The organism is Kitasatospora sp. NPDC086009, from assembly GCF_044540385.1.
Lineage (GTDB): Bacteria > Actinomycetota > Actinomycetes > Streptomycetales > Streptomycetaceae > Kitasatospora.
In genome coordinates this window covers 357,272-375,746 of sequence record NZ_JBITSA010000007.1, presented here as the reverse complement: position 1 = coordinate 375,746, position 18,475 = coordinate 357,272, and the positions used below count along the sequence as shown (strand labels likewise).

Annotated in this window: 19 protein-coding genes and 1 pseudogene; 12 read left to right on the top strand and 8 right to left on the bottom strand. The window is 74.1% G+C overall.

What is annotated here, in order from left to right:
- Positions 1–38: 38 nt before the first annotated feature.
- Positions 39–1,379 (bottom strand): MATE family efflux transporter, encoded by a 1,341-nt coding sequence (locus tag ACIF6L_RS20420; protein WP_396486212.1) that lies wholly within the window; start codon positions 1,377–1,379, stop codon positions 39–41.
- 195 nt (positions 1,380–1,574) lie between these two features.
- Here ACIF6L_RS20420 and ACIF6L_RS20415 point away from each other — a divergent pair, with 195 nt between their 5' ends.
- The 8 genes from ACIF6L_RS20415 to fabV all read left to right on the top strand — a co-directional run bounded on the left by ACIF6L_RS20415 (position 1,575) and on the right by fabV (position 9,582).
- Positions 1,575–2,114 (top strand): PadR family transcriptional regulator, encoded by a 540-nt coding sequence (locus ACIF6L_RS20415; RefSeq protein ID WP_380382868.1) that lies wholly within the window; start codon positions 1,575–1,577, stop codon positions 2,112–2,114.
- A 170-nt stretch (positions 2,115–2,284) separates the two neighbouring features.
- Positions 2,285–3,211: a class I SAM-dependent methyltransferase gene (locus ACIF6L_RS20410; RefSeq protein ID WP_396492551.1), complete on the top strand. Its 927-nt coding sequence runs from the start codon at positions 2,285–2,287 to the stop codon at positions 3,209–3,211.
- Positions 3,212–3,418: 207 nt separating this feature from the next.
- Entirely contained in the window at positions 3,419–4,042 is a 624-nt protein-coding gene (locus ACIF6L_RS20405; protein WP_396486214.1) for a hypothetical protein, read from the top strand.
- Between the two features lie 119 nt (positions 4,043–4,161).
- Positions 4,162–5,094 (top strand): acyltransferase domain-containing protein, encoded by a 933-nt coding sequence (locus tag ACIF6L_RS20400; RefSeq protein ID WP_396486215.1) that lies wholly within the window; start codon positions 4,162–4,164, stop codon positions 5,092–5,094.
- 328 nt (positions 5,095–5,422) lie between these two features.
- Complete coding sequence (locus ACIF6L_RS20395; RefSeq protein WP_396486216.1) at positions 5,423–6,307, top strand: oxaloacetate decarboxylase; 885 nt, start codon at positions 5,423–5,425, stop codon at positions 6,305–6,307.
- A gap of 332 nt (positions 6,308–6,639) precedes the next feature.
- On the top strand, positions 6,640–6,831 hold the full coding sequence (locus ACIF6L_RS20390) for a hypothetical protein (protein WP_329485823.1): 192 nt from the start codon (positions 6,640–6,642) through the stop codon (positions 6,829–6,831).
- A gap of 227 nt (positions 6,832–7,058) precedes the next feature.
- Positions 7,059–8,099 (top strand): bile acid:sodium symporter family protein, encoded by a 1,041-nt coding sequence (locus tag ACIF6L_RS20385; RefSeq protein ID WP_396486730.1) that lies wholly within the window; start codon positions 7,059–7,061, stop codon positions 8,097–8,099.
- A 268-nt stretch (positions 8,100–8,367) separates the two neighbouring features.
- A complete protein-coding gene (fabV, locus tag ACIF6L_RS20380; RefSeq protein WP_396486217.1) occupies positions 8,368–9,582 on the top strand; it encodes an enoyl-[acyl-carrier-protein] reductase FabV in 1,215 nt (404 codons plus the stop codon).
- Positions 9,583–9,736: 154 nt separating this feature from the next.
- On the opposite strand, the gene ACIF6L_RS20375 is transcribed toward fabV, so the two are convergent.
- The 4 genes from ACIF6L_RS20375 to ACIF6L_RS20360 all read right to left on the bottom strand — a co-directional run bounded on the left by ACIF6L_RS20375 (position 9,737) and on the right by ACIF6L_RS20360 (position 13,404).
- Entirely contained in the window at positions 9,737–9,883 is a 147-nt protein-coding gene (locus tag ACIF6L_RS20375) for a hypothetical protein (protein WP_396486218.1), read from the bottom strand.
- 304 nt (positions 9,884–10,187) lie between these two features.
- Positions 10,188–11,057, bottom strand: a complete 870-nt coding sequence (locus tag ACIF6L_RS20370) for a hypothetical protein (RefSeq protein WP_396486219.1) — start codon at positions 11,055–11,057, stop codon at positions 10,188–10,190.
- Positions 11,054–12,916 carry a GMC family oxidoreductase gene (locus tag ACIF6L_RS20365; RefSeq protein ID WP_396486220.1) on the bottom strand — a complete coding sequence of 621 codons (1,863 nt, stop codon included), beginning with the start codon at positions 12,914–12,916 and terminating at the stop codon, positions 11,054–11,056. Before ACIF6L_RS20365 ends, ACIF6L_RS20370 begins: the two co-directional genes overlap by 4 nt.
- Positions 12,913–13,404 carry a hypothetical protein gene (locus ACIF6L_RS20360; protein WP_396486221.1) on the bottom strand — a complete coding sequence of 164 codons (492 nt, stop codon included), beginning with the start codon at positions 13,402–13,404 and terminating at the stop codon, positions 12,913–12,915. Before ACIF6L_RS20360 ends, ACIF6L_RS20365 begins: the two co-directional genes overlap by 4 nt.
- Before the next feature lie 365 nt (positions 13,405–13,769).
- On the opposite strand from ACIF6L_RS20360, the gene ACIF6L_RS20355 reads away from it, so the two are divergent.
- The 3 genes and pseudogenes from ACIF6L_RS20355 to ACIF6L_RS20345 form a co-directional block, all read left to right on the top strand.
- Positions 13,770–14,612 carry a DUF4389 domain-containing protein gene (locus ACIF6L_RS20355; protein WP_396486222.1) on the top strand — a complete coding sequence of 281 codons (843 nt, stop codon included), beginning with the start codon at positions 13,770–13,772 and terminating at the stop codon, positions 14,610–14,612.
- A 134-nt stretch (positions 14,613–14,746) separates the two neighbouring features.
- Positions 14,747–15,025 carry a hypothetical protein gene (locus tag ACIF6L_RS20350; RefSeq protein WP_396486223.1) on the top strand — a complete coding sequence of 93 codons (279 nt, stop codon included), beginning with the start codon at positions 14,747–14,749 and terminating at the stop codon, positions 15,023–15,025.
- A gap of 210 nt (positions 15,026–15,235) precedes the next feature.
- Positions 15,236–15,325: pseudogene (locus ACIF6L_RS20345) on the top strand (peptidylprolyl isomerase); the annotation flags it as partial.
- Between the two features lie 85 nt (positions 15,326–15,410).
- Here the strand turns inward: ACIF6L_RS20345 and ACIF6L_RS20340 are convergent.
- Both ACIF6L_RS20340 and ACIF6L_RS20335 read right to left on the bottom strand, forming a co-directional pair.
- Positions 15,411–15,767, bottom strand: a complete 357-nt coding sequence (locus ACIF6L_RS20340; RefSeq protein WP_396486224.1) for an MmcQ/YjbR family DNA-binding protein — start codon at positions 15,765–15,767, stop codon at positions 15,411–15,413.
- A gap of 77 nt (positions 15,768–15,844) precedes the next feature.
- Positions 15,845–16,378, bottom strand: coding sequence for a cupin domain-containing protein (locus tag ACIF6L_RS20335; RefSeq protein WP_396486225.1), 534 nt, complete (start codon positions 16,376–16,378; stop codon positions 15,845–15,847).
- Positions 16,379–16,521: 143 nt separating this feature from the next.
- On the opposite strand from ACIF6L_RS20335, the gene ACIF6L_RS20330 reads away from it, so the two are divergent.
- Positions 16,522–17,436 (top strand): LysR substrate-binding domain-containing protein, encoded by a 915-nt coding sequence (locus ACIF6L_RS20330; RefSeq protein WP_396486226.1) that lies wholly within the window; start codon positions 16,522–16,524, stop codon positions 17,434–17,436.
- On the opposite strand, the gene ACIF6L_RS20325 is transcribed toward ACIF6L_RS20330, so the two are convergent.
- Complete coding sequence (locus ACIF6L_RS20325) at positions 17,433–18,470, bottom strand: LuxR C-terminal-related transcriptional regulator (RefSeq protein ID WP_396486227.1); 1,038 nt, start codon at positions 18,468–18,470, stop codon at positions 17,433–17,435. The genes ACIF6L_RS20330 and ACIF6L_RS20325 overlap by 4 nt on opposite strands.
- Positions 18,471–18,475: the final 5 nt, after the last annotated feature.

Below are 18,475 nucleotides of genomic sequence, written 5' to 3'. Positions count from 1 at the left end.
ATGGAGACCGGTTGCTCGCCCGCGCATCGGGGTGGGCGTCACTCCACCGGGGCCCGAAGCGGGGTCTGCCCGGTGGGCTCGGCCGCGCCGACCGGCGCGGCGGGCTCGCCCACCGGGCCGGGGGTTCGGCGGCGGTTCGGGGCCGGCAGGCGCATCAGGATCAGCTGGGTCAGCGCGCCCACCGCCATGCCGGTCCAGAGGCCGTTCACCCCGAGCGGCACCGACAGGGCCACACCGGCGGCGAGTTGGACGCCGAGTCCGAGCAGGCTGGCCGTCACCAGGCGGCGGCCCGCGCCGGTGGCCTGGAGCACGCCGCCGAGGGTCACCACCAGGGCGTAGGGCAGTACGTAGAGCCCGGCCATCCGCAGGTAGCCGACGGCCTGGGCGGCGACCGCGTCGTCCCGGGTGAAGAGCGCGGTCACCGGCACCGCGAGCGCCGCGCAGAGGACGGCGGCGCCCGCGCCGAGGGCGCCGGCCAGCCGGGCGGTGTCACGGCCCAGGGTGCGCAGCCCCGCCGTGTCGCCCGCGCCGGTCAGCCGGGCCGCCTCGATGGCGGCGGCCTGCCGTACGGCGTAGAAGGCCATGGTCACGACCAGCATCACGCGGTAGCCCACGCCGTAGCCGGCGACCGCCGGTACGCCGAAGGACGCGACCAGGGCGAGCTGCACCGTGCCGACGCCCATCCGGGCGGTGAAGTCGAGGCCGAACGAGGCTCCGGCGGAGACGATCCGGCAGGCCTCCGGCAGGAGCCCGCCCGCCGGGGGCGCGGTCCGGCGGCGCCGGCGCCGGAGCAGCAGCGTGACGGCGAAGGTGAGGGCGCGCGCGGTGGTCAGGGCGAGCGCCGCGCCCCTCACGCCGAGGGCCGGGAACGGTCCGGGTCCGAGGATCAGCAGCGGGTCGAGGAGGAGCAGCAGGGCGTTGGTCAGCAGGGCGAGCCGCATCGGCGTCCGGGTGTCGCCGGTGCCCTTGAAGAGCTCGTCGGCCACCCGCTGGCCGAAGAAGAGTCCGGCGGCGGGGAAGGCGATCGCGAAGTAGTCCGCGGCGAGTCCGGCGGCGGGGCCGTCCAGGAAGGCGTCCGCGATCGGGTGGCGCAGCAGGAAGCCGGGGACGGCGAGCAGCAGGCTGCCGAGGGCGCAGAGCCGCCAGGCCGCCCGCGCGGTCCGGCCGGCCGCCGCGCGGTCCCCGGCGCCGACGGCGTGCGAGATCCGGACGGTGGTGCCGGAGGCGACCACCAGGACCAGGCCCAGCAGCAGGTTCTCTACGGTGCCCGCGAGGGTGACGGCGGCGACGGCGGGCGCGCCGAGCCCGCCGACCCAGTACGTGCTGATGACCGAGGCGATCACCCCGGACAGGAGTCCGGCGTAGACCGGCCCTGCCAATCCGATCAGCCTCGGCAGATGTCCTCGCACGTCGCCCCCCGGTTCCGTCGGCAGCGCTCGGCCGCCCTCTTGGTGTCTCTTGGTGTCTCTTGGTGTCTCTTGGTGTCTCGAACAGAGATACATCGTTTAGAGGCATATCGGCAAGAGGTACCATGACGCCCGAACGGCGCGTGCGACGACGGAAGGGCTTCACCGGTGCTCACCCTCGCGATCCTCGGCTTCCTGTACGACGAGCCGCTGCACGGGTACGAGTTGAAGTCACGGATCACCGGCCTGACCGGCCACGCCCGGCCGGTCAGCGACGGCGCCCTCTACCCCGCCATCGCCCGTCTGGAGAAGGCCGGACTGCTGGAGCGCCGCAGCGAGCCCGGCAGCGGTGCCGCGCCGCGGCAGGTCCTGGAGCTCACCGCGGCGGGCCGGGCCGAACTCGAGCGCCGGCTGGCCGACCCGGCCGAGGCCGAGATCTCCGACCAGATCCGCTTCTTCACCGTGGCCGCCTTCCTCGACCGCCTCACCGACCCGGTCGCGCAGGCCGCGGTCCTGCGGCGCCGGCTGGCGTTCCTGGAGGCACCGAGCAGCTTCTTCTACGACGCGCAGGGCCGGCCGGTCGCGGCCGAGCAGGAGTCCAGCCCGTTCCGGCGCGGCATGCTGCTGGTCGCCCGCGCGTCCGGCGCCGCCGAGCGGGCCTGGCTGGCCGGGACGATCGCCGACCTGGAGGGCGGCCGGGCGTCCTGAGGCGGGCGGTGGGAGGGGCTCGGAAGGGCCGCCGCCCGCGGGCGCCCGGGGCGTGCTCGGGCCCCCGGACAAGGGTGCGAAACGGTCCGCCGATTCCTGTACCGGGCCTGGCGCAACTGGGGCGTGTCGTCGCTATGATGATCCGCCTCACACCATGGCGCCGCCGCGGGGTGAACCGTACGCGCCGGGCCCTGCCCGCACCCCTGGAGGCCGCCGTGCCCACTGCCGACACCGGAACCGCCCGCCCGCAGCAGCTGACGCGCGACGGCATCCCCGGCTGGTTCTTCAAGGTCGACCAGGAGGCCTTCGCCCACTTCCTCACCGAACAGAGCGCGGCCGGGCACACCGGCGACATCCTCGAACTGGGCACCTACCTCGGCCGGAGCGCCGTCCTGCTCGGGGACCACCTCCGGCCCGGCGAGCAGCTGACCGTCTGCGACCTGTTCGACTCCGAAGCGGGCGACGCCGACAACGCCGCCGAGATGACGATGTCCTACCGCAAGACCCTGACCAGGAGCGCCTTCGAGGCCAACTACCTCACGTTCCACCCGCGGTTGCCGGTCATCGTGCAGGCCCCCACCTCGGTACTGGCCGACCGCCGGATCCCGGACGGCAGTTGCCGCTTCGTCCACATCGACGCCTCGCACCTCTACGAGCACGTGGCCGGGGACATCGAGGTCGCCCGGGCGGCACTGGGCGAGAACGGGCTGGTCGCGCTCGACGACTACCGCTCGGAGCACACCCCGGGCGTCTCGGCGGCGGTCTGGCAGGCGGTGTTCACCGGCGGGCTGCGGCCCGTGCTGCTCACCCCCATGAAGTTCTACGGGACTTGGGGGGACGCCGAGGAACTCCAGCGGGTGCTGCTCGGCCGGGACTGGCGGGCCGGCGGCTACACGGTGGACGAGGACGCCATCGCCGGTGCGCGGGTGGTGCGGCTGAAGTACGCGGTCAAGCCGGGCGCGGCCCAGGCGCACCGCTCGGCCCCGCGGCGCCTGGCGCTGGACCTGCTGCCCCCGGTCGCCACCCGCGCGACCAGGCGGCTGCTCCAGGCGCTGCGCGATCGCCGCGCGGGCCGGCCGGTGGTCCGTACCGGCTGATCCCGTACCGGCTGGTCCCGCGCCGGCTGATCCCGTACCGGCTGGTCCCGCGCCGGCGTTCGCGGGGAGGGACGGGCGGCCCCCGGCCGGGACGGGCAGGGCCGGCCGCCCCTCCCGCCGGGGCCGGGCGGATGGCATCGATCCCGCTCGGTAGGCTGTCGCGATGCACCGGACCACCACCACGCCGACCCCCTCCGAGCTGCCCGGATGAGCGTCTTCCTGCCTCCCGAGCCGCCGGCCTTCGCCACCGCCTCACCACGCGAACGGGTCGCGCGGATCCTCACCGAATCGCTGGCGCCCGCCCATCTGGTCATCGCCCTGCTGCTGCTCGTCGGCGCGCACAGCACCGAGGGCTGGTCCGGGGCCGGCTGGGGCCTGCTGGCCGCGCTGTTCTGCGGCGCGGTGCCGCTCGGCATCATCGCCCTCGGGGTGCGGCGCGGCGCGCTGACCGACAAACACATCCGGGTCCGCCGCCAGCGCGTCGTCCCGATGGCCGCCAGCCTGCTGTCGGTGGTGGCGGGCGTGGCCCTGCTGTACGCGCTGGACGCCCCGGCGGAGGTCGCCGCCCTGGTCGTGGCGATGCTGGCCGGCCTGGTGTCGGCGCTCGCCGTCACGGTCTGGTGGCAGATATCCCTGCACAACGCCGTGGCCGGGGGCACCGCGATGATCCTGGTGCTGGCGTTCGGCCCGGCGGCGCTGCCGGTCGCGGCGGCCGCGCCGGTGGCGGTGGGCTGGTCGCGGCTGGTGCTGAAGGCCCACACGACCGCGCAGGTGCTCGCCGGGACGGCGCTCGGCGGTGTCTGCGCCGTGGTGTTCGCGCTGCTGCGCTGAGCCCCGGCCCTCCCTCGGCCCGCCCCGGGCCCGCGCTTGGCCCCTCCCCGGACTCGGCGGCCGCACCGCACCGCACCGATAGGGTCGGCGGGTCGCCGTCGGGCCCTGAGGAGGTCGCGTTGGAGCCGGTCACGCTGCCGGACGCGGAGCAGCTGCCCGAGGCGCTGCTCGAACTCGCCGTCCCGTTCGAGGAGGTGAACGCCGTCCTGGCCGCGCGCACCCGGCTGGCCCGGGACGGCGGGCTGCGGGCCGCGTTCGACGAGGCCCTGCGCGAGCAGGTGGCGGCGGTCGGGACGCTCGGCCGGCCGTCCGGTCTCCATGGCAGCCGGCCGGCGGGGTTCGAGGCGGACGGACACCTCCTGACCCTGCTCTTCGTCGCCCTCGCCCCGCACGCCCGGGCGTACCACCGTGCCCTCGGGATCGGCCCGGCGGTGACCAGGAACACCCTGGCCGACCTCGGCCGGCAGCTGGTGGTGAGCCGTTGGCGGGGCCACCCCGGCGGGCTGGGCAACCCCTCCTGGCTGACCCTGCACTTCCGGGGCGAGCTGTACCAGCTCGGCCGGCTCCAGTTCCAGCGCAAGCGGCTCACCGGGGCGGACGCCGAATCGGCGGCCGCGGCCGGGTTCGGCCCGTGGAGCCTGCAGTTGCACATCCCCGACCACAGCGGACCGCTCTCCGCCGAGGCCTGCGACCGTGCGCTGGCCCGGGCCCGCGACTTCTTCGCCCGGCACTTCCCCACCGAGCCGTACGCGACGGCGTTCATCTCCTCCTGGCTGCTGGACCCTCAGCTCCGCCGCCACCTGCCGGAGGACTCCAACATCGTCCGGTTCCAGAAACGGTTCACCCCGCTGCGTCCGCCGGGCGAGCCGGCGGACGACAACCCGCTCCGCTACGTCTTCGGCGACAGCGGCCGGCCGCTGGAGTCGCTGCCCCGGGACACCCCGCTCCAGCGGGCCCTGGTGGACCACCTGCGCGCGGGCGGCCACTGGTACGTCGTCGGCGGGTGGCTGAGGCTCGGCGAGGACGACGTGCTCGGCGAGGACGACGCCTGACCGGCGGTCAGGACCGACACGGCCCCAGGGGCGTGGAGCGGCCCGGAGGGATCCGGAGGCCGGGCCCCGGCGTGCCCTGCGCGCCCACGGCGGATTCTCCTACGCCATTCCGATTGATATGACTGCGCATCACTCACACGGGGGAACTTCATTTAAAGATTTGCCCACGGAACATTAAAGGCCGCATAGTGAGAGTGCCTCATTTGGCCCTAGTGATGGCCAAGTTCAGGCAAAGTCCGGTGCGCGTCGCGCCCGGGCGGTAGCCGGCTGTCAGCCGGTCCCGCCGCCCGCCGCGCCGCGCCCCACCTCGGCAGGTGAGGAGAAGGCAATGCTTCACGAAGACACGGCGCCGGGCTACGGGCAGCGCCTCCGCGAGGACGTCGCGGCCCAGGGGACGACCCCGCTCATCGGCGTCTACGACATGTACTCGGCCTCGATCGCGGCCGAGCACTACAACGGCATGTTCGTCTCGGGCTTCGGCTTCGCGGCGTCCTACTACGGCCTGCCGGACATCGGGTTCATCGCCTGGCCCGACATGGTGGCCTTCGTCGAGCGGCTGCGCGGCGCGTTCCCGCAGCACCACCTCCTGGTCGACATCGACGACGGCTACGTCGATCCGGAGGTGGCCTGCCACGTGGTGCGCAGGCTGGAGCGGATCGGCGCCTCCGGCGTCATCCTGGAGGACCAGAAGCGCCCGCGCCGCTGCGGCCACGCCGACGGCAAGCAGGTCCTGCCGCTGGAGGAGTACCTGGAGAAGCTCGACCAGGTCCTCGCCGCCCGCACCGACCTCGTGGTGGTGGCCCGGACGGATGCCACCGAGGAGAGTGACATCCTGCTGCGGGCCGAGGCGCTCGCGGCCACCGACGCCGACATCGTCCTGGTGGACGGAGTGCGCAGCGAGGAGTGGATCCGCCGGATCCGGCAGGTCGTGGGGGACAAGCCGCTGCTGTTCAACCAGATCGCCGGTGGCAAGTCCCCCCGGCTCTCGCTCTCCGAGCTGGGCGAGCTCGGCGTCGACGTCGCCATCTACAGCACCCCCTGCCTGTTCGCGGCGCACCGCGCGATGGACGAGGCGCTGGCCGGGCTGAAGGTGGCCGACGGCCGACTCCCGGCCGCCGCCGAGGACAGCCCCCAGATCGGGGTCCGGGAGTCCACCGAGCTACTGGAGCGGAACATCGCCCGCCCGCGCCGGCGCGAGGCGGTAGGAGCGTGACGTCCGCATCGCGCGGCGGGGCGCGGCCGGGCCCGGCGTCGGACGGCCCGGCGGCGGACGGCTCGGTGTCGGGGGGCTCGGCGTCGGACGGCCCGGCGGCGGACGGCTCGGTGTCGGGGGGCTCGGCGTCGGGCGACTCGCGGCGGGGCCGTTCGGTCCCGCGCGGGCCGGCACCGAATCGCGCACCGGTGTCGGCCGGGGAGGTATCTCCGAGGCGTCGGACCCTGTGGCCTCCGGCCCTGTGGCGCTCGGCCGCCGCCGCTCTGTTCGGCGCCTGCGTTCTGCTCGGTGGGGCCGCTTCGCCCGCGGTGGCGGGCGGCAGCCTGATCACCGTGATCGACAACTCCCACTCGGACTCGCTGGTGAGCACCGACTCGCTCCTGGAGATCGACAAGTCGGGCAACCTGCAGTCCGGACAGGGCACGGCGGGCAGTGACCAGGGGCCGGCCAATGCCCTGGTGGGCACGGTGCTGGGGATCGCGCCGGTCACCGCGGTCGACTCGTCGGCAGGGAGCGACGAATGAGCGGCGGGCTCCGGCACCGGGCTCATGGGCCCGGTGCCGGCCCGCCGGGTACGCCGGATCAGCCAGGTTCGTCGGGCCCGCCCGGCCCGCCGGATCGGGCTGCTGCGGGGCCGGACGGCCCGGAGGCCGTGGCAGCGGGCCCGAGTGCGGGGCCGGGCGGCGCGGCCGCGCCGCCCGGGCCCGCTCCGGCTCGACGCGGGCTCCGGCTGCGCGGGCTCGACCCGTACATGGCGGCGCTGGCGGGTACCGTCCTGCTTGCCACCTTGCTGCCCGCCACCGGTCGGGCCGCCCGGGGGGCCGAGCTGGCCTGCGACCTCGCGGTCGGGTTGCTCTTCTTCCTGTACGGGGCCCGGCTCTCCGCCCGCGAGACGCTGGCCGGGCTGCGCCACCTCCGGCTGCACGGCCTGGTCCTGGCCTGCACCTTCGTCCTCTTCCCCCTGCTCGGGCTCGCCACCGCCGCCCTGACACCCCGTCCACTCACCGAGCAGCTGCAGACCGGCGTGCTGTTCCTCTGCCTCGTCCCGTCGACGGTGCAGTCCTCGGTGGCGCTCACCGGCGCCGCTCGCGGCAACGTCCCGGCTGCCATCTGCGCGGGCACCTACTCCAGCCTCGCCGGCCTGCTCCTCACGCCGCTGCTGGCCGCCTGGTTGCTGGGCGCCCGCACCGCCCTGTCCGCCGACGGCCTGCTGCGGATCGGTGCGCAGCTGCTCGCGCCGTTCCTCCTCGGGCAGGCGCTGCGCCCGAGGATCGGCGGGTTCCTCACCAGGCACAAACGCCTCCTCACCCCGGTGGACCGGGGGTCGATCCTGCTCGTCGTCTACACCGCCTTCAGCGCGGCGGTGGCCCAGGGCATCTGGAGCACGACCACCCCCACCGCCCTGCTCGGCCTGCTGGCGGTGCTGCTCGCCCTGCTCGCCACCACCCTCGCCCTCACCGGGCTCGGCGCCCGCCTGCTGGGGCTCGACCGGGCGTCCGGCATCGCGGCCGTCCTCTGCGGCTCACAGAAGAGCCTGGCGAACGGCCTGCCGATGGCGACCGTCCTGTTCGGACCGCAGGCCGGGCTGCTGGTGATGCCGTTGATGGTGTACCACCAGCTCCAGCTGATCGCCGGCACGCTCCTCGCCGGCCGCTGGTCACGGGCTCCGGACCCTTCCGAGGAGGAGCCGGCCGCCGCCGGCGGGGAGAGCGGCGTCCACGCCGAGTGGGAGTCGGAGGCCGCGGTGTCCGGTGGCGAGGAGCCGCTCCCGGTCGGCCGGTCGCAGGACTGACCGGTCCACCGAGCGCTGCCCGAGAACGTCCACCCGGTCCCGCCGGGACCACCGGGCGCGAGCGCGGAACTCCCCCCGGGCGGCCCTGGCCAGCAGGTCGGGGCCGCTCCTCGCCCGGCTGTACATGGTGGAAACACTCCAAGATCGTCTCGCGATCATTGTTCCTGGCAGGGCCCACGGCCCGCATGCGACCTGGAACAGACTGGCAGGGCGCGGTGGCCCGGTCGGCCGCCGCGCTCCTGTCACGGCCGACCCAAGGACTGCCATCGTGAACGAGCGTGTTCTCACTCCCCGCAACCGGGGTTTCCTCTTTCTCGACTCCCACCCGGCCGGGTGCGGGCAGTTGGTGGCCGACATGTGGCAGGCGTGCCCCGCCCCGGCCGCTCCGCCGGAGGGCGACGGGCCGGTGGCGCTGGTCATCGGTTCCTCCGCCGGGTACGGTCTGGCGGCCACGCTCGCCGGTCTCAAGCGGGCGGGTATCCGCGGTATCGGTGTGTCCTTCGAGAAGGCCCCCACCGCACGCCGCACCGCGACGGCCGGCTGGTACCGCACCGCCGCCACCGCCGACCTGGCCCGCGCCGCCGGGCGGGAGATGGTCTTCCTCAACGGTGACGCGTTCTCCGACGCGATGAAGGAGCAGGTCGCCGATCTCGTGGAGCAGCGGTTCGGCGGCCGACTGGACCACCTGATCTACTCGGTGGCCGCGCCCCGGCGTACCGACCCGGAGACCGGCACCATCTACGCCTCGGTCCTCAAGCCGATCGGCGGGGTGAACCGCACCAAGACCCTGGTCTTCGACGAGGACGGCGTGCCCGAGGTCCGCGAGGTCGAGACCGGGCCGGCCGAGGGCGACGACGTGGCACAGACCGTGGCCGTGATGGGCGGCGCCGACTGGGAACGCTGGATCGACCACCTCGCCGGGCGGGGGCTGCTCGCCGAGGGGTTCAGCACCGCCGCGCTCTCCTACATCGGCTCGTCGCTGACGGCGGCGATCTACCGGCAGGGCACCATCGGCGCGGCCAAGGCCCACCTGGAGGCCACCGCCCGCACCCTCGACGCGCGGCTCGGCAGGACGGTGGGCGGGCGGGCCGTGACCTCCGTCAACGGCGCCGCCGTCACCCAGTCCTCCACCGCGATCCCCGGCATCGCCCTCTACACCGGCCTGCTGCGCGGCGTCCTCGGGGGCGGCCTCGTCCCGCCGATCCACCAGCTCGCCGCCCTGTGGGACCAGCTCACCGGCACCGCCCCGCTCGCACTGGACGACGAGGGCCGGGTCCGCCTGGACACCTTCGAACTGACCGACGACGTCCAGGCCTCCGTCGCGGCCCGCTGGGAGAGCGCCACCACGGCGACCATCGCCGACCTGGCCGACCTCGACTGGTTCCGCGCCGAGGTCCGCCGCCTCTACGGCTTCTCGGTGCCCGGCATCGACTACACCGCCCCGGTCGCCACCGACATCCCCTGGCCCGACCACACCTCCTGAGGAAGGCCGCCCCGGCCGGGACGGGCCGGTTGCCTCAGGGGCCCGCCGGGGTGGTGCGCGCGGGAGGGGGGTGGTGCCGGGCCGGCGTCGCCGACGACGTGCCGCGGCATCGCCGTCCACACACTTCCGCCCGGGAGGTCGCGCCCTGGACGGATCAGCGCCCCGCTGCTCGTCGTGCCCGCTCGATCCGGGCGAGGGAGCCGATCCCGACAACGATGAGAGCAACAACCCCGAGCTTCTTGACCGTGTCTTCCCAGAGCAGGTGGATCATCCATTGGGCTATGCCATGCGTTTCATTCACAGGGGTGATCGTATGTAGAGCCTGAGGGCGTTCTTGCTGGTGAGAGCCGGATCGCGGCAACGATCCGGTGTCAGTTCAACGCGGTACCCGTGCCGCCGTCCCAAGTACACCGGACGAATGATCACCGGGCCCGCCCGTTCGAGCCGGACGTTCAAGACAAGCTGCGCGGCTGCTGTTCCGAGATGACCGTCATCCAGGGAGTCTGACAGCGGCTCCGGGGGCGGGCGGGGTGGCCGGACGGTGAGTCAGCCGGTCAGGTTCGCCCGCCCGGCCTCCGGGGCGAGGTGCGGGCCGTGGGCGCGGCTCAGCGGACGTAGTAGGGCCGGTTGTGCGCGGCGACCGGCGGGGACTGGTAGGTCCAGACGCCGGCGGCGGGCGCCGTCCCGATCAGGCGGTCGAGGTCGGCGACCGCCTCGTCGGCCGACTCGGACCCGCCAGCGCCTACCGGCCGCTCGCCGAGGGTGAGCCGGACCCGCTCCGCGGTGCGGTCGTCCAGCGCGTAGAACCGGTAGGTGTCATGGACGTCGAGCGGCCCGGCCAGCAGCCGGCCCTCCTCGTCGGTGCCGTAGCCGGTGATCGGCGTGTTGTTGACCGCCTCGGGCGTGAGGCCCACCAGGTCGGCCTCGACGGCGAACAGTTCGCCGTCCTCGCGGCTCAGCCCGTCCGGACCGAGCGCGGCGCGGCGGCAGGAGACCGACCAGCGCTCGCGCACGGACGCGGCGTTGAGCGAGGGCAGCTCCGCCTCGAACCAGCCCGGCCGCTTCGGCTCGGCGTAGAGCCTGCGGCCCGCGTCGATGGCGAGCGGGTTGTCGCAGAGGACGTGCATCCGGGCGATCCCGAGCAGCTTGGTCTGGTCGTAACCGCGGACGTACTGGCCGTAGTTCAGCTCGGGGAGGCGGTCCTCGGCGAACGCGGGGTGGGCGATGACGTTGATCTCCACCTCCTGGGTGATCCCGCCGCCGCCCGGGTACTGCGCGAAGTAGAGCTGGTAGTTCAGCGAGACGCAGGCCATGCCGTCGAAGAGGGCGACGGCCAGGCCGGGGTGGCGCTTGGCGAGCAGGTCGCGGCACGGGCCCGGGGCGACCAGGTAGTCCACCCCGATGTTGTGCAGCGCGCCGTAGTGGAACGGCAGGTGGTAGGGCTCGGGGACGGGCGGGAGCGGGAGTGCGGTCATCGGGACTCCGTCGGTCGTCGGGCGGGCACGGGCAGGTCGGCGGGCACGGGCAGGTCGGCCGGCGCGGGCAGGTCGGCAGGCGCCGTCGGTGCGGCTGGTTCGGCGATCGTCACCGGTCCGTGCAGCGCCAGCAGGTCGCGGTGGATCCGGTCGGCGCTGCGCAGCGCGAGCGCGGCCATGGTGAGCGAGGGGTTGGAGGTGCCGAGCGAGGGCATCGATCCGCAGCCGACGGCGTAGAGGTTGGGGTGGTCCCAGCAGCGCTGCCACTGGTCGACGACGGAGTCGGTCGGCGAATCACCCATGAGGTGCGTGCCGCCGGCGTGGCCCGCCCCCCGGTAGGCGTACGGGCGGCCCTCGTGTTCGAGCCGGCCGGGCCAGCGCGGCCCGGCCTCGTAACGGGTGTGGTCCTCGGCGCCGAGCAGCGCGAACAGCTGGTCGGAGACGGCGCGGGCCGAGGCCATGCCACGCCGCACGTACGGCGAGAGGTCGTAGTGCAGGGCGGGGCGCGGCAGCCCCAGCCGGTCCCGGCGGTCCGGGTCGAGGGTGACGCGGTTGGCCGGGTCGGCGGGCTGCTCCAGCTCGAACTGGAGGGCGAACTGCCGGCCGAGCCGGTCGCCCAGCCGCTCCCTCAGCTCCTTCCCGCGTACTCCGGCGGCCAGCAGCTCGGCCACCTCGACCTGCGGCGGACCGGCGGCCCAGGACCAGCCCCAGTTGCCGATCTCGACCCGGAACGGCGCGCGGCGGGTGCGGCCGCCCCCGAAGCGGAACGCCTCCAGCCCGCTGGTCGACCCCGGGCCGCGGTAGGGGCCGACGGGGTCCGGCATGAGCCCCCAGGTGAGCAGGGCCGGGTGGTCCATCAGGTTCCGGCCGACCTGGTCGCTGCGGTTCGCCAGGCCGGAGAGGAGCAGCAGCCGGGCGTTCTCGATCGCGTGGGCGGCGAGGACGACCAGGTCGGCCTCGACCCGGTGGGTGGCTCCCCCGGAGAGGTAGTCGACCCCGGTGATCCGGCCGGTGCCGTCGGCGAGCACGCGGGCGGCCACGGCGTCGGTCCGCAGTTCGACGGTCGGTGCCCAGCGGGCCTGGGTGCGCAGCGGCGTGTACTTGGCGCCGCTCGGGCAGATCGGGACGCAGCTGGCGCTGCCCGCGCAGGGCGAGCCCGGTTCGTGCGGCACGTCCCCGGCACGAGGGTTCGGCAGGCCGTGGCGGGCGTGCGGGGTGGGGACGACGGAGAGGCTCGCCGCCTCGGGGGCGGCGGGGTCGCGGACGGTGCGGCCGTCCAGCGCGCGGGCCAGCCGCCGGTCGAGGTAGCTGGCGGGGATGGCGCGGGTCGGGAAGGCGTAACCGTCCGGGATGGGCAGGCCGACGGCCTCGCGCTGCTGGTCGGCGTCGGCGGCCACGCCCAGCTCCCGCTCGGCCAGGCGGTAGTACGGTTCGAGGTCGTGGTAGCCGATCGGCCAGTTGCGGCCGTGACCGAGGTCGCCGGTGCGGAAGTCCTCGGGGTGCATGCGCGGGGCGAGTCCGGTCCAGAGCAGCCCGGTGCCGCCGTTGACCCGCAGGTAGCCGCTGGCGTACGGCAGGGGTCCGTGCTGGACCAGGTAGCCGGTCGCGTCGAAGCCGCCGTCCGGCCGCCCGGCGAGGTCGCCCACGTCGGGGGACGGCGCGTCCTCGCTGAGCGGGTACGGGGAGGTGGGCGTCCCGCCGCCGGCCGCACGGTAGGCCGTCGCGGTGGCGGCGGCGGGACGCGCGGGGTGCCCGGCCTCCAGGACGAGGACGCGCCAGCCCTGCGCTCCGAGCCGCTCGGCGACCAGCGAGCCGGCGAAGCCCGCGCCGACCACGACGGCGTCCCAGCGCGCGCTCATCGGCCGCCGCCGTACTGCGGCGCCTCGGCCCAGCTGCCGTGTCCGGGCGCGGCGGTGCCGGGGGCGGCGCCCTGGAAGGTGCGCCACATCAGGCCCCGGTCGTAGGCGCGGGGCGAGGAGGGCTGTTCGCCGGGCCAGGCGCCGACGTACCAGAGGTGGACGAGGGCGTGTTCGTCACGGACCCGGCGGGCCAGCAGGGTGCGGTGGTGCTCGTGGGCCATGCCGGTGGCGCGCAGTTCCCCCTCGTCGAAGCCGGTGAGGCCAGCGGAGATCCGGAGGAACTCGTCGAAGTCCGCGAGGGCGTCGTGCTCGGCACCGTCGTCGTCCTCACGGTCCTCGCGGTCGCGGCCCGCGTGCACACGGTCCGCATGGCGACGGTCCGCGTGGTCGTCGAAGTCGAAACGGTCGGCACGTCGGTGATGGCCGTCCTGCCCGTCACGGCCCCAGAAGCGGTCGTCGTGGTCGTCGTGGTCGTCGATGGCTGGCAACCGGGTACCCCCACACATGAGCACTGCATGGCCGAGACATGACACAGCAGCGGCACGGCCGACCGCCGTTGCGATCATTCCTCCCGACACCGGGGCGAGAGGCTCGATGCCAGAAACTGATCGACCCTGATCGACATGAGACCATTCAAAGCGCGATTTCGATCATCCAAACCATCGGAAGTGTACGAATCAGCCGCGCCCGGCGGGGCACCCGAGGGCGCGGGCCGGCCCGGGCGACAGCGTTCCGCGCCGCACGGCGGTCGCCCGGGCGGCCCAGCGCAGCGCGCGAAGGCGCCGGGCGGCTGCGATCTTCGGAGCACACGGCGGTGTACCGCCGTGCCTGGTGTCGAGACCTGGAGGCCCGGATGTGGCAGGCTCCCCCCGCGCCCGCTCCCTCGGACAGCGAGTGGCTGCCGGTGCTGGACATGTCCCCGCCGGGCCCGCAGAACCGGCTCACCGTGCTGGTGCGGATCCTGTTGCTGATCCCGCAGTTCATCGTGGTCTGGGCGCTGTCGGTGGTGGCGTTCTTCGTCACCGTGATCGGCTGGTTCGGTGCGCTGTTCCTCGGTCGGCTACCGGGCTTCGCCGCCGACTACCTGTCGGGGTACGTCCCCTACGAGACCCGGGTGAACGCGTACCTGCTGCTCACCCACGACCGCTACCCGCCCTTCGCGTTCCGGACCCCGGGCTACCCGGTACAGGTCGAACTGCGGCCCGGTGAGCTCAACCGGCTCGCGGTGTTCTTCCGGATCATCCTGGCCATCCCCGCGATGATCATCCAGGCCGTGCTGTACAGCGGCTGGTGGACGGTCGCCTTCATCAGCTGGCTGGTGGTCCTGATCCTGGGCCGGATGCCGCAGGCCCTGTTCGAGGCCACCGCGGCGATCCTGCGCTACCGAATGCGGTACCTGGCGTATCTGCTGATGCTCACCTCCGCCTATCCGAAGCGGCTGTTCGGCGACGAGCCGACCACCGCGCCGAGCGGGCCGGTGTCGGGGACCCACCCCCTGGTGCTGAGCAGCGGCGGGCGCGGCCTGCTGGTGGCGTTCCTCGTGATCGGCCTGCTCTCCTCGGCCGCGGGCTCGATCACGTCGACGTTCACGGACGACGACGATGACACCAAGAGCGTCACCGGCCCCCCGGTGCCGGGCCCACTCGCACCCGGACCCGGCTCCCCCGCCGTCCACCACGCCCGGCTCCTTCCCTGACCCGGCCCACGCCGCCGGCCACGTACGGAGGAGCGGCCGGCACACGGGGGGCACGACCAGGGGCCGGCACGACACGCGGTGGCAGTGGGGGCGGGACGGTCCACGGAGATCGACGGAAAACATGGGAGACACCGATGATCGCGAGGATCCAGGGCGAGGGCCAGGTGAAGCTGGCGGACAGCGTCTTCACCGAGCTGAACCGGCTGGACGATGAGCTTCTCAACGAGATCGAGAGCGGGGACGACGAGGGATTCCGGCGCGCGCTCGGCGAACTGCTGGACGCTGTACGAAGGCTTGGCACACCGTTGGCGGACGATGCCCTGGAGCCGTCGGAGCTGATTCTCCCCGCTTCCGACGCCTCGATCGACGAAGTGAGGGCGATGCTCTCCGACGACGGCTTCATCCCGGGATAGCACCCCGCCCGGCGGTTTCGGGCCGGGTGCGCGATCGAGGAGTGGCGGGCCGCGGTGGAGGCGCACCGGAGCACGGGTCGCCAGTGGTGTGGACCGAAAGGCGTCGGCTCTCGGTCCAGGTCGGCCCGCGTTCCGTGTCATCGCCCGGGGATTCGCCGGACCACCGAAGGACTGGCCCGGTCAGACAGGGCCCTACATCGAAGTTTCGTCATGGCGCAAGAGCTGTATGCGGCGCTGACGACCAACAAGGGCGACATCGTGATCCGGCTGCTACCGAACCACGCCCCGAAGACAGCAAGGCGGGCAGGGCGGGCCCGGCCTGCTGGCCACCGGCGCCTCCGGCCACTGGCTCTGGACCCACCGGCCCGCGGCACGGGCCTGAGCGCTACGACGCGCCGCTCTCCCCCAGGTACTCGGCCACGACCTTCTTCGGGACGACCATCCGCCAGGCCTCGACGACCAGTTCACGCATCTCGGCCGCGTCGACGGCGTCCGTGCGGACCTGCACCCAGTTGAACCGCTCGTCCGCCGGCTCCGGCATCAGGAACTTGTGCGGCTCGGCCGCGACCAGGGCCGCCCGCTCCTCCTTGGGGAAGGCGAAGCCCATGACCGTCTCGTCCCGCGAGAACGCCAGGTAGACGATCCCCCGGACCCGGAACTTGACCCGGTCCCTGACCAGCGCCTCCTCGGTACGCGGCAGGGACCGGGCCAGGGTGCGCACCTCTTCGACCGTGATCGCCATGCGGCGAGCCTCTCACGCCGCACTGACAGCGGCCGGGACCACACCGCCGAGACCACACGCCGGCCCAGGTGTCCGGTTCAGGCGCGGGACCGGGCCTGCTGCCAGAGCGCGGGATCCGTGAAGTGCACGTCATAGCGGTCCTGTTCGGGGAGGAGCCGGTCGAAGGTGTCCAGCCCGGCGGCGACCCGGCCGAGATGGCGGAAGTACCCGAAGCGCTCCACCGCGGGTGTCATCACCACGAGCAGGACGGCGGTCCGGCCGGGTGCCGCGCCGAAGGCGTGCGGCAGCCCGGGCGGGACGACCACCAGGTCGCCCACGGCGGCGGTCCTGGACCGGTCACCCAGCAGGAAGTCCGCGACGCCGCCGAGCACGTAGAACAGCTCGGAGGACCGCGCGTGGTAGTGCGGCCGGGCGCCGTCCGCCCCCTCCGCCAGGACGAGGCGGTTGACGCCGAACGCTCCGCCGCCCGGCGCGTCGGCACCACTGCCGCCGCCGTCGGCCAGCAGGTGGAAGGCGCTGCCCGCGGACAGGGCGACGCGCTCGGCGTCGCCCGCCCGGACGAGCAGCGGCTCGCGGATCGCTTCGGGGGTGGTGGGGTACGGGGTCGGCATCGGTACGTCCTTCGTGGGTAAGCGACTGATCGGATCCATTCGAACGCGGGAATAGCGGGCGAACCAGGAGCAGTTGGCGATGACACCGATCAGTGATCGCGATCGGTCGGGGACGCGGCGGAAGACGACGACGGACGGGGAGCATGGAACTCCGGCAACTGGCCTACGCGGTGGCGGTGGCCGACGAGGGCGGGTTCGGGCGCGCCGCCGATCGACTGGGCATCGTGCAGTCGGCCGTCAGCCAGCAGGTCATGCGGCTGGAGCGCGAGCTGGGGGTGATCCTCTTCGACCGTTCGACCCGGCGCGTCCGGCCGACCGCCGCCGGTGAGCGCCTGCTGCCGGAGGCCCGCGCCGTCCTCGCGGCGGCCGACCGCACCCGCCGGGTGGCGGCCGAGATCGCCGCCGGGGCCGAGGGCGTACTCCGGCTCGGCGCCGTCCACGGGCCCGGCGACCGGCTCTACGACGTCCTGTCCGCGCTGTCGGACCTCGCGCCGCAGCTCCGCGTCCGGCTCACCCGGGCCGCGCCGCCGGAACGGCTCGCCCAAGTCCGCTCGGGCACGCTGGACGCCGCCTTCGTACGCGGCCCGGCCGCCGTCCCCGGGCTGGAGCTGCTCCCGCTCTGGAGCGACCCGCTGTACGCCGCCCTGCCGGCCGACCACCCGGCGGCCGCGCTCGATCCGCTCCGCCCGGCCGACCTGCGCGACCTGCCGCTGCGCCTGGCCCCGCGCGCGCGGAACCCGCCCTTCCACGACCTGATCACCGCCGCCTGGCAGGCGGCCGACCTCGGCACACCGGTCACCGGGCCGCCGTTCACCACGCTGCGCGAGACGCTCACCGAGATCGCCGACGACGCGCCCTCGTGGACGGTCCTCTACCGGGTGTCCGGCCTGCCCCCGGTCCCCCGGATCGCCTACCGCCCACTCGCGGGCCTCACCGTCACCACGTCGCTCGCGGTGCGCAGCGGCCCGCCTCCCCCGGCACTGCGCCGGCTCCTTGAGGCGGTCGACCGCAGTTCGGCCCCGACGAAGCCGTCACCCGCCACGAGGACCGGTCGTTAGGCGAACCCGGACAGGTCCGCCAGCACCACGGCCACCAGCTCGCGGCGACTGCGCACACCGAACTTGTCGAAGACGGCGGTCAGGTGCTCCTGCACGGTGTTGGCGGAGATGTGGAGTTCGTCGACCAGCTGGCGGGTGGACCGCCCCCGGATGACCAGGGCGGCGACCCGGGTCTGAGCGTCGGTGAGTCCGTGGGCGCTGAGCAGGACCGCGCCGAGTTCCGCCGGTCGGGCCGGTTCCACCACCACGCCGATCTGCGCGCCCAGGCGACTGGTGTGCAGGGCGAGCCACCGGCCGGAGCGCCCTCGGACGCGGACGGTCGAGGGCACCGGCCCGGCGGCGGCCGCGAGCACGCTGACCGGGAGCAGACCCGCGTCCTGCCGGTCGCCGTCGGGGAAGTCGGTCAGCCACTGCTCGGCCTCGGGGCTCATGGACACCGTCCTGAGCGCGGAGTCGAGCAGGATGAGGCCCACCCCGTCCGGGCCGGTGGTGGCGTTCGGAGGCGGTAGCGCGGTCACCGCCGTGCGCAGACCGGCCGCCAGAACCGGAGCGACGCGTCGGACCAGGGCGGTCTCCTCATCGGTGAAGCCCGGGGAGGAGGCCTCCCGGTGCAGGCAGAGCACTCCCCAGCAGCGGTGCCCGGTGACCAGAGCGGCGCGCAGTTCGTCGCCGAGCCCCAGCGGGGCCATGATCTCCCGGTAGCGGGCGCTGTCCGTCCGGCTGCCCTCGGTGGCCCGGTCCAGCGACCCGACCGGATCCGCCGCCCCGGCGAGGCCCGCGAACTTGTTGACGTCCGCCTGCCCGAACTCGTTGTCGAGGAACAGCGCCGTCGCGGGGCCGAGCGGGTCCTCGGCGGTCGCCGAGGTGAACAGCAGCGTCACCGGATCGACGGTCGCGGAGAAGGCCGCCTCCGCCGGCACCAGCCGGCGCAGACGGCCGACGATCTCCGTGCCCAGCGCGGCGGTGTCCAGCCCGCTGCGGCACCGTCGCTCGATGTCGGCGAGTCGGCGTTCCACGACCGCGCCTGCCACCACGTACA

What these genes read in the sequence shown, in the direction of transcription:
- ACIF6L_RS20365 (WP_396486220.1), bottom strand. Translation starts at nt 12,916, where the DNA reads ATGAGCGCGCGCTGGGACGCCGTCGTGGTCGGCGCGGGCTTCGCCGGC.
- ACIF6L_RS20330 (WP_396486226.1), top strand. Translation starts at nt 16,522, where the DNA reads ATGGAACTCCGGCAACTGGCCTACGCGGTGGCGGTGGCCGACGAGGGC.
- ACIF6L_RS20340 (WP_396486224.1), bottom strand. Translation starts at nt 15,767, where the DNA reads ATGGCGATCACGGTCGAAGAGGTGCGCACCCTGGCCCGGTCCCTGCCG.
- ACIF6L_RS20335 (WP_396486225.1), bottom strand. Translation starts at nt 16,378, where the DNA reads ATGCCGACCCCGTACCCCACCACCCCCGAAGCGATCCGCGAGCCGCTG.
- ACIF6L_RS20355 (WP_396486222.1), top strand. Translation starts at nt 13,770, where the DNA reads ATGTGGCAGGCTCCCCCCGCGCCCGCTCCCTCGGACAGCGAGTGGCTG.
- ACIF6L_RS20385 (WP_396486730.1), top strand. Translation starts at nt 7,059, where the DNA reads ATGGCGGCGCTGGCGGGTACCGTCCTGCTTGCCACCTTGCTGCCCGCC.
- ACIF6L_RS20370 (WP_396486219.1), bottom strand. Translation starts at nt 11,057, where the DNA reads ATGACCGCACTCCCGCTCCCGCCCGTCCCCGAGCCCTACCACCTGCCG.
- ACIF6L_RS20395 (WP_396486216.1), top strand. Translation starts at nt 5,423, where the DNA reads ATGCTTCACGAAGACACGGCGCCGGGCTACGGGCAGCGCCTCCGCGAG.
- ACIF6L_RS20405 (WP_396486214.1), top strand. Translation starts at nt 3,419, where the DNA reads ATGAGCGTCTTCCTGCCTCCCGAGCCGCCGGCCTTCGCCACCGCCTCA.
- ACIF6L_RS20350 (WP_396486223.1), top strand. Translation starts at nt 14,747, where the DNA reads ATGATCGCGAGGATCCAGGGCGAGGGCCAGGTGAAGCTGGCGGACAGC.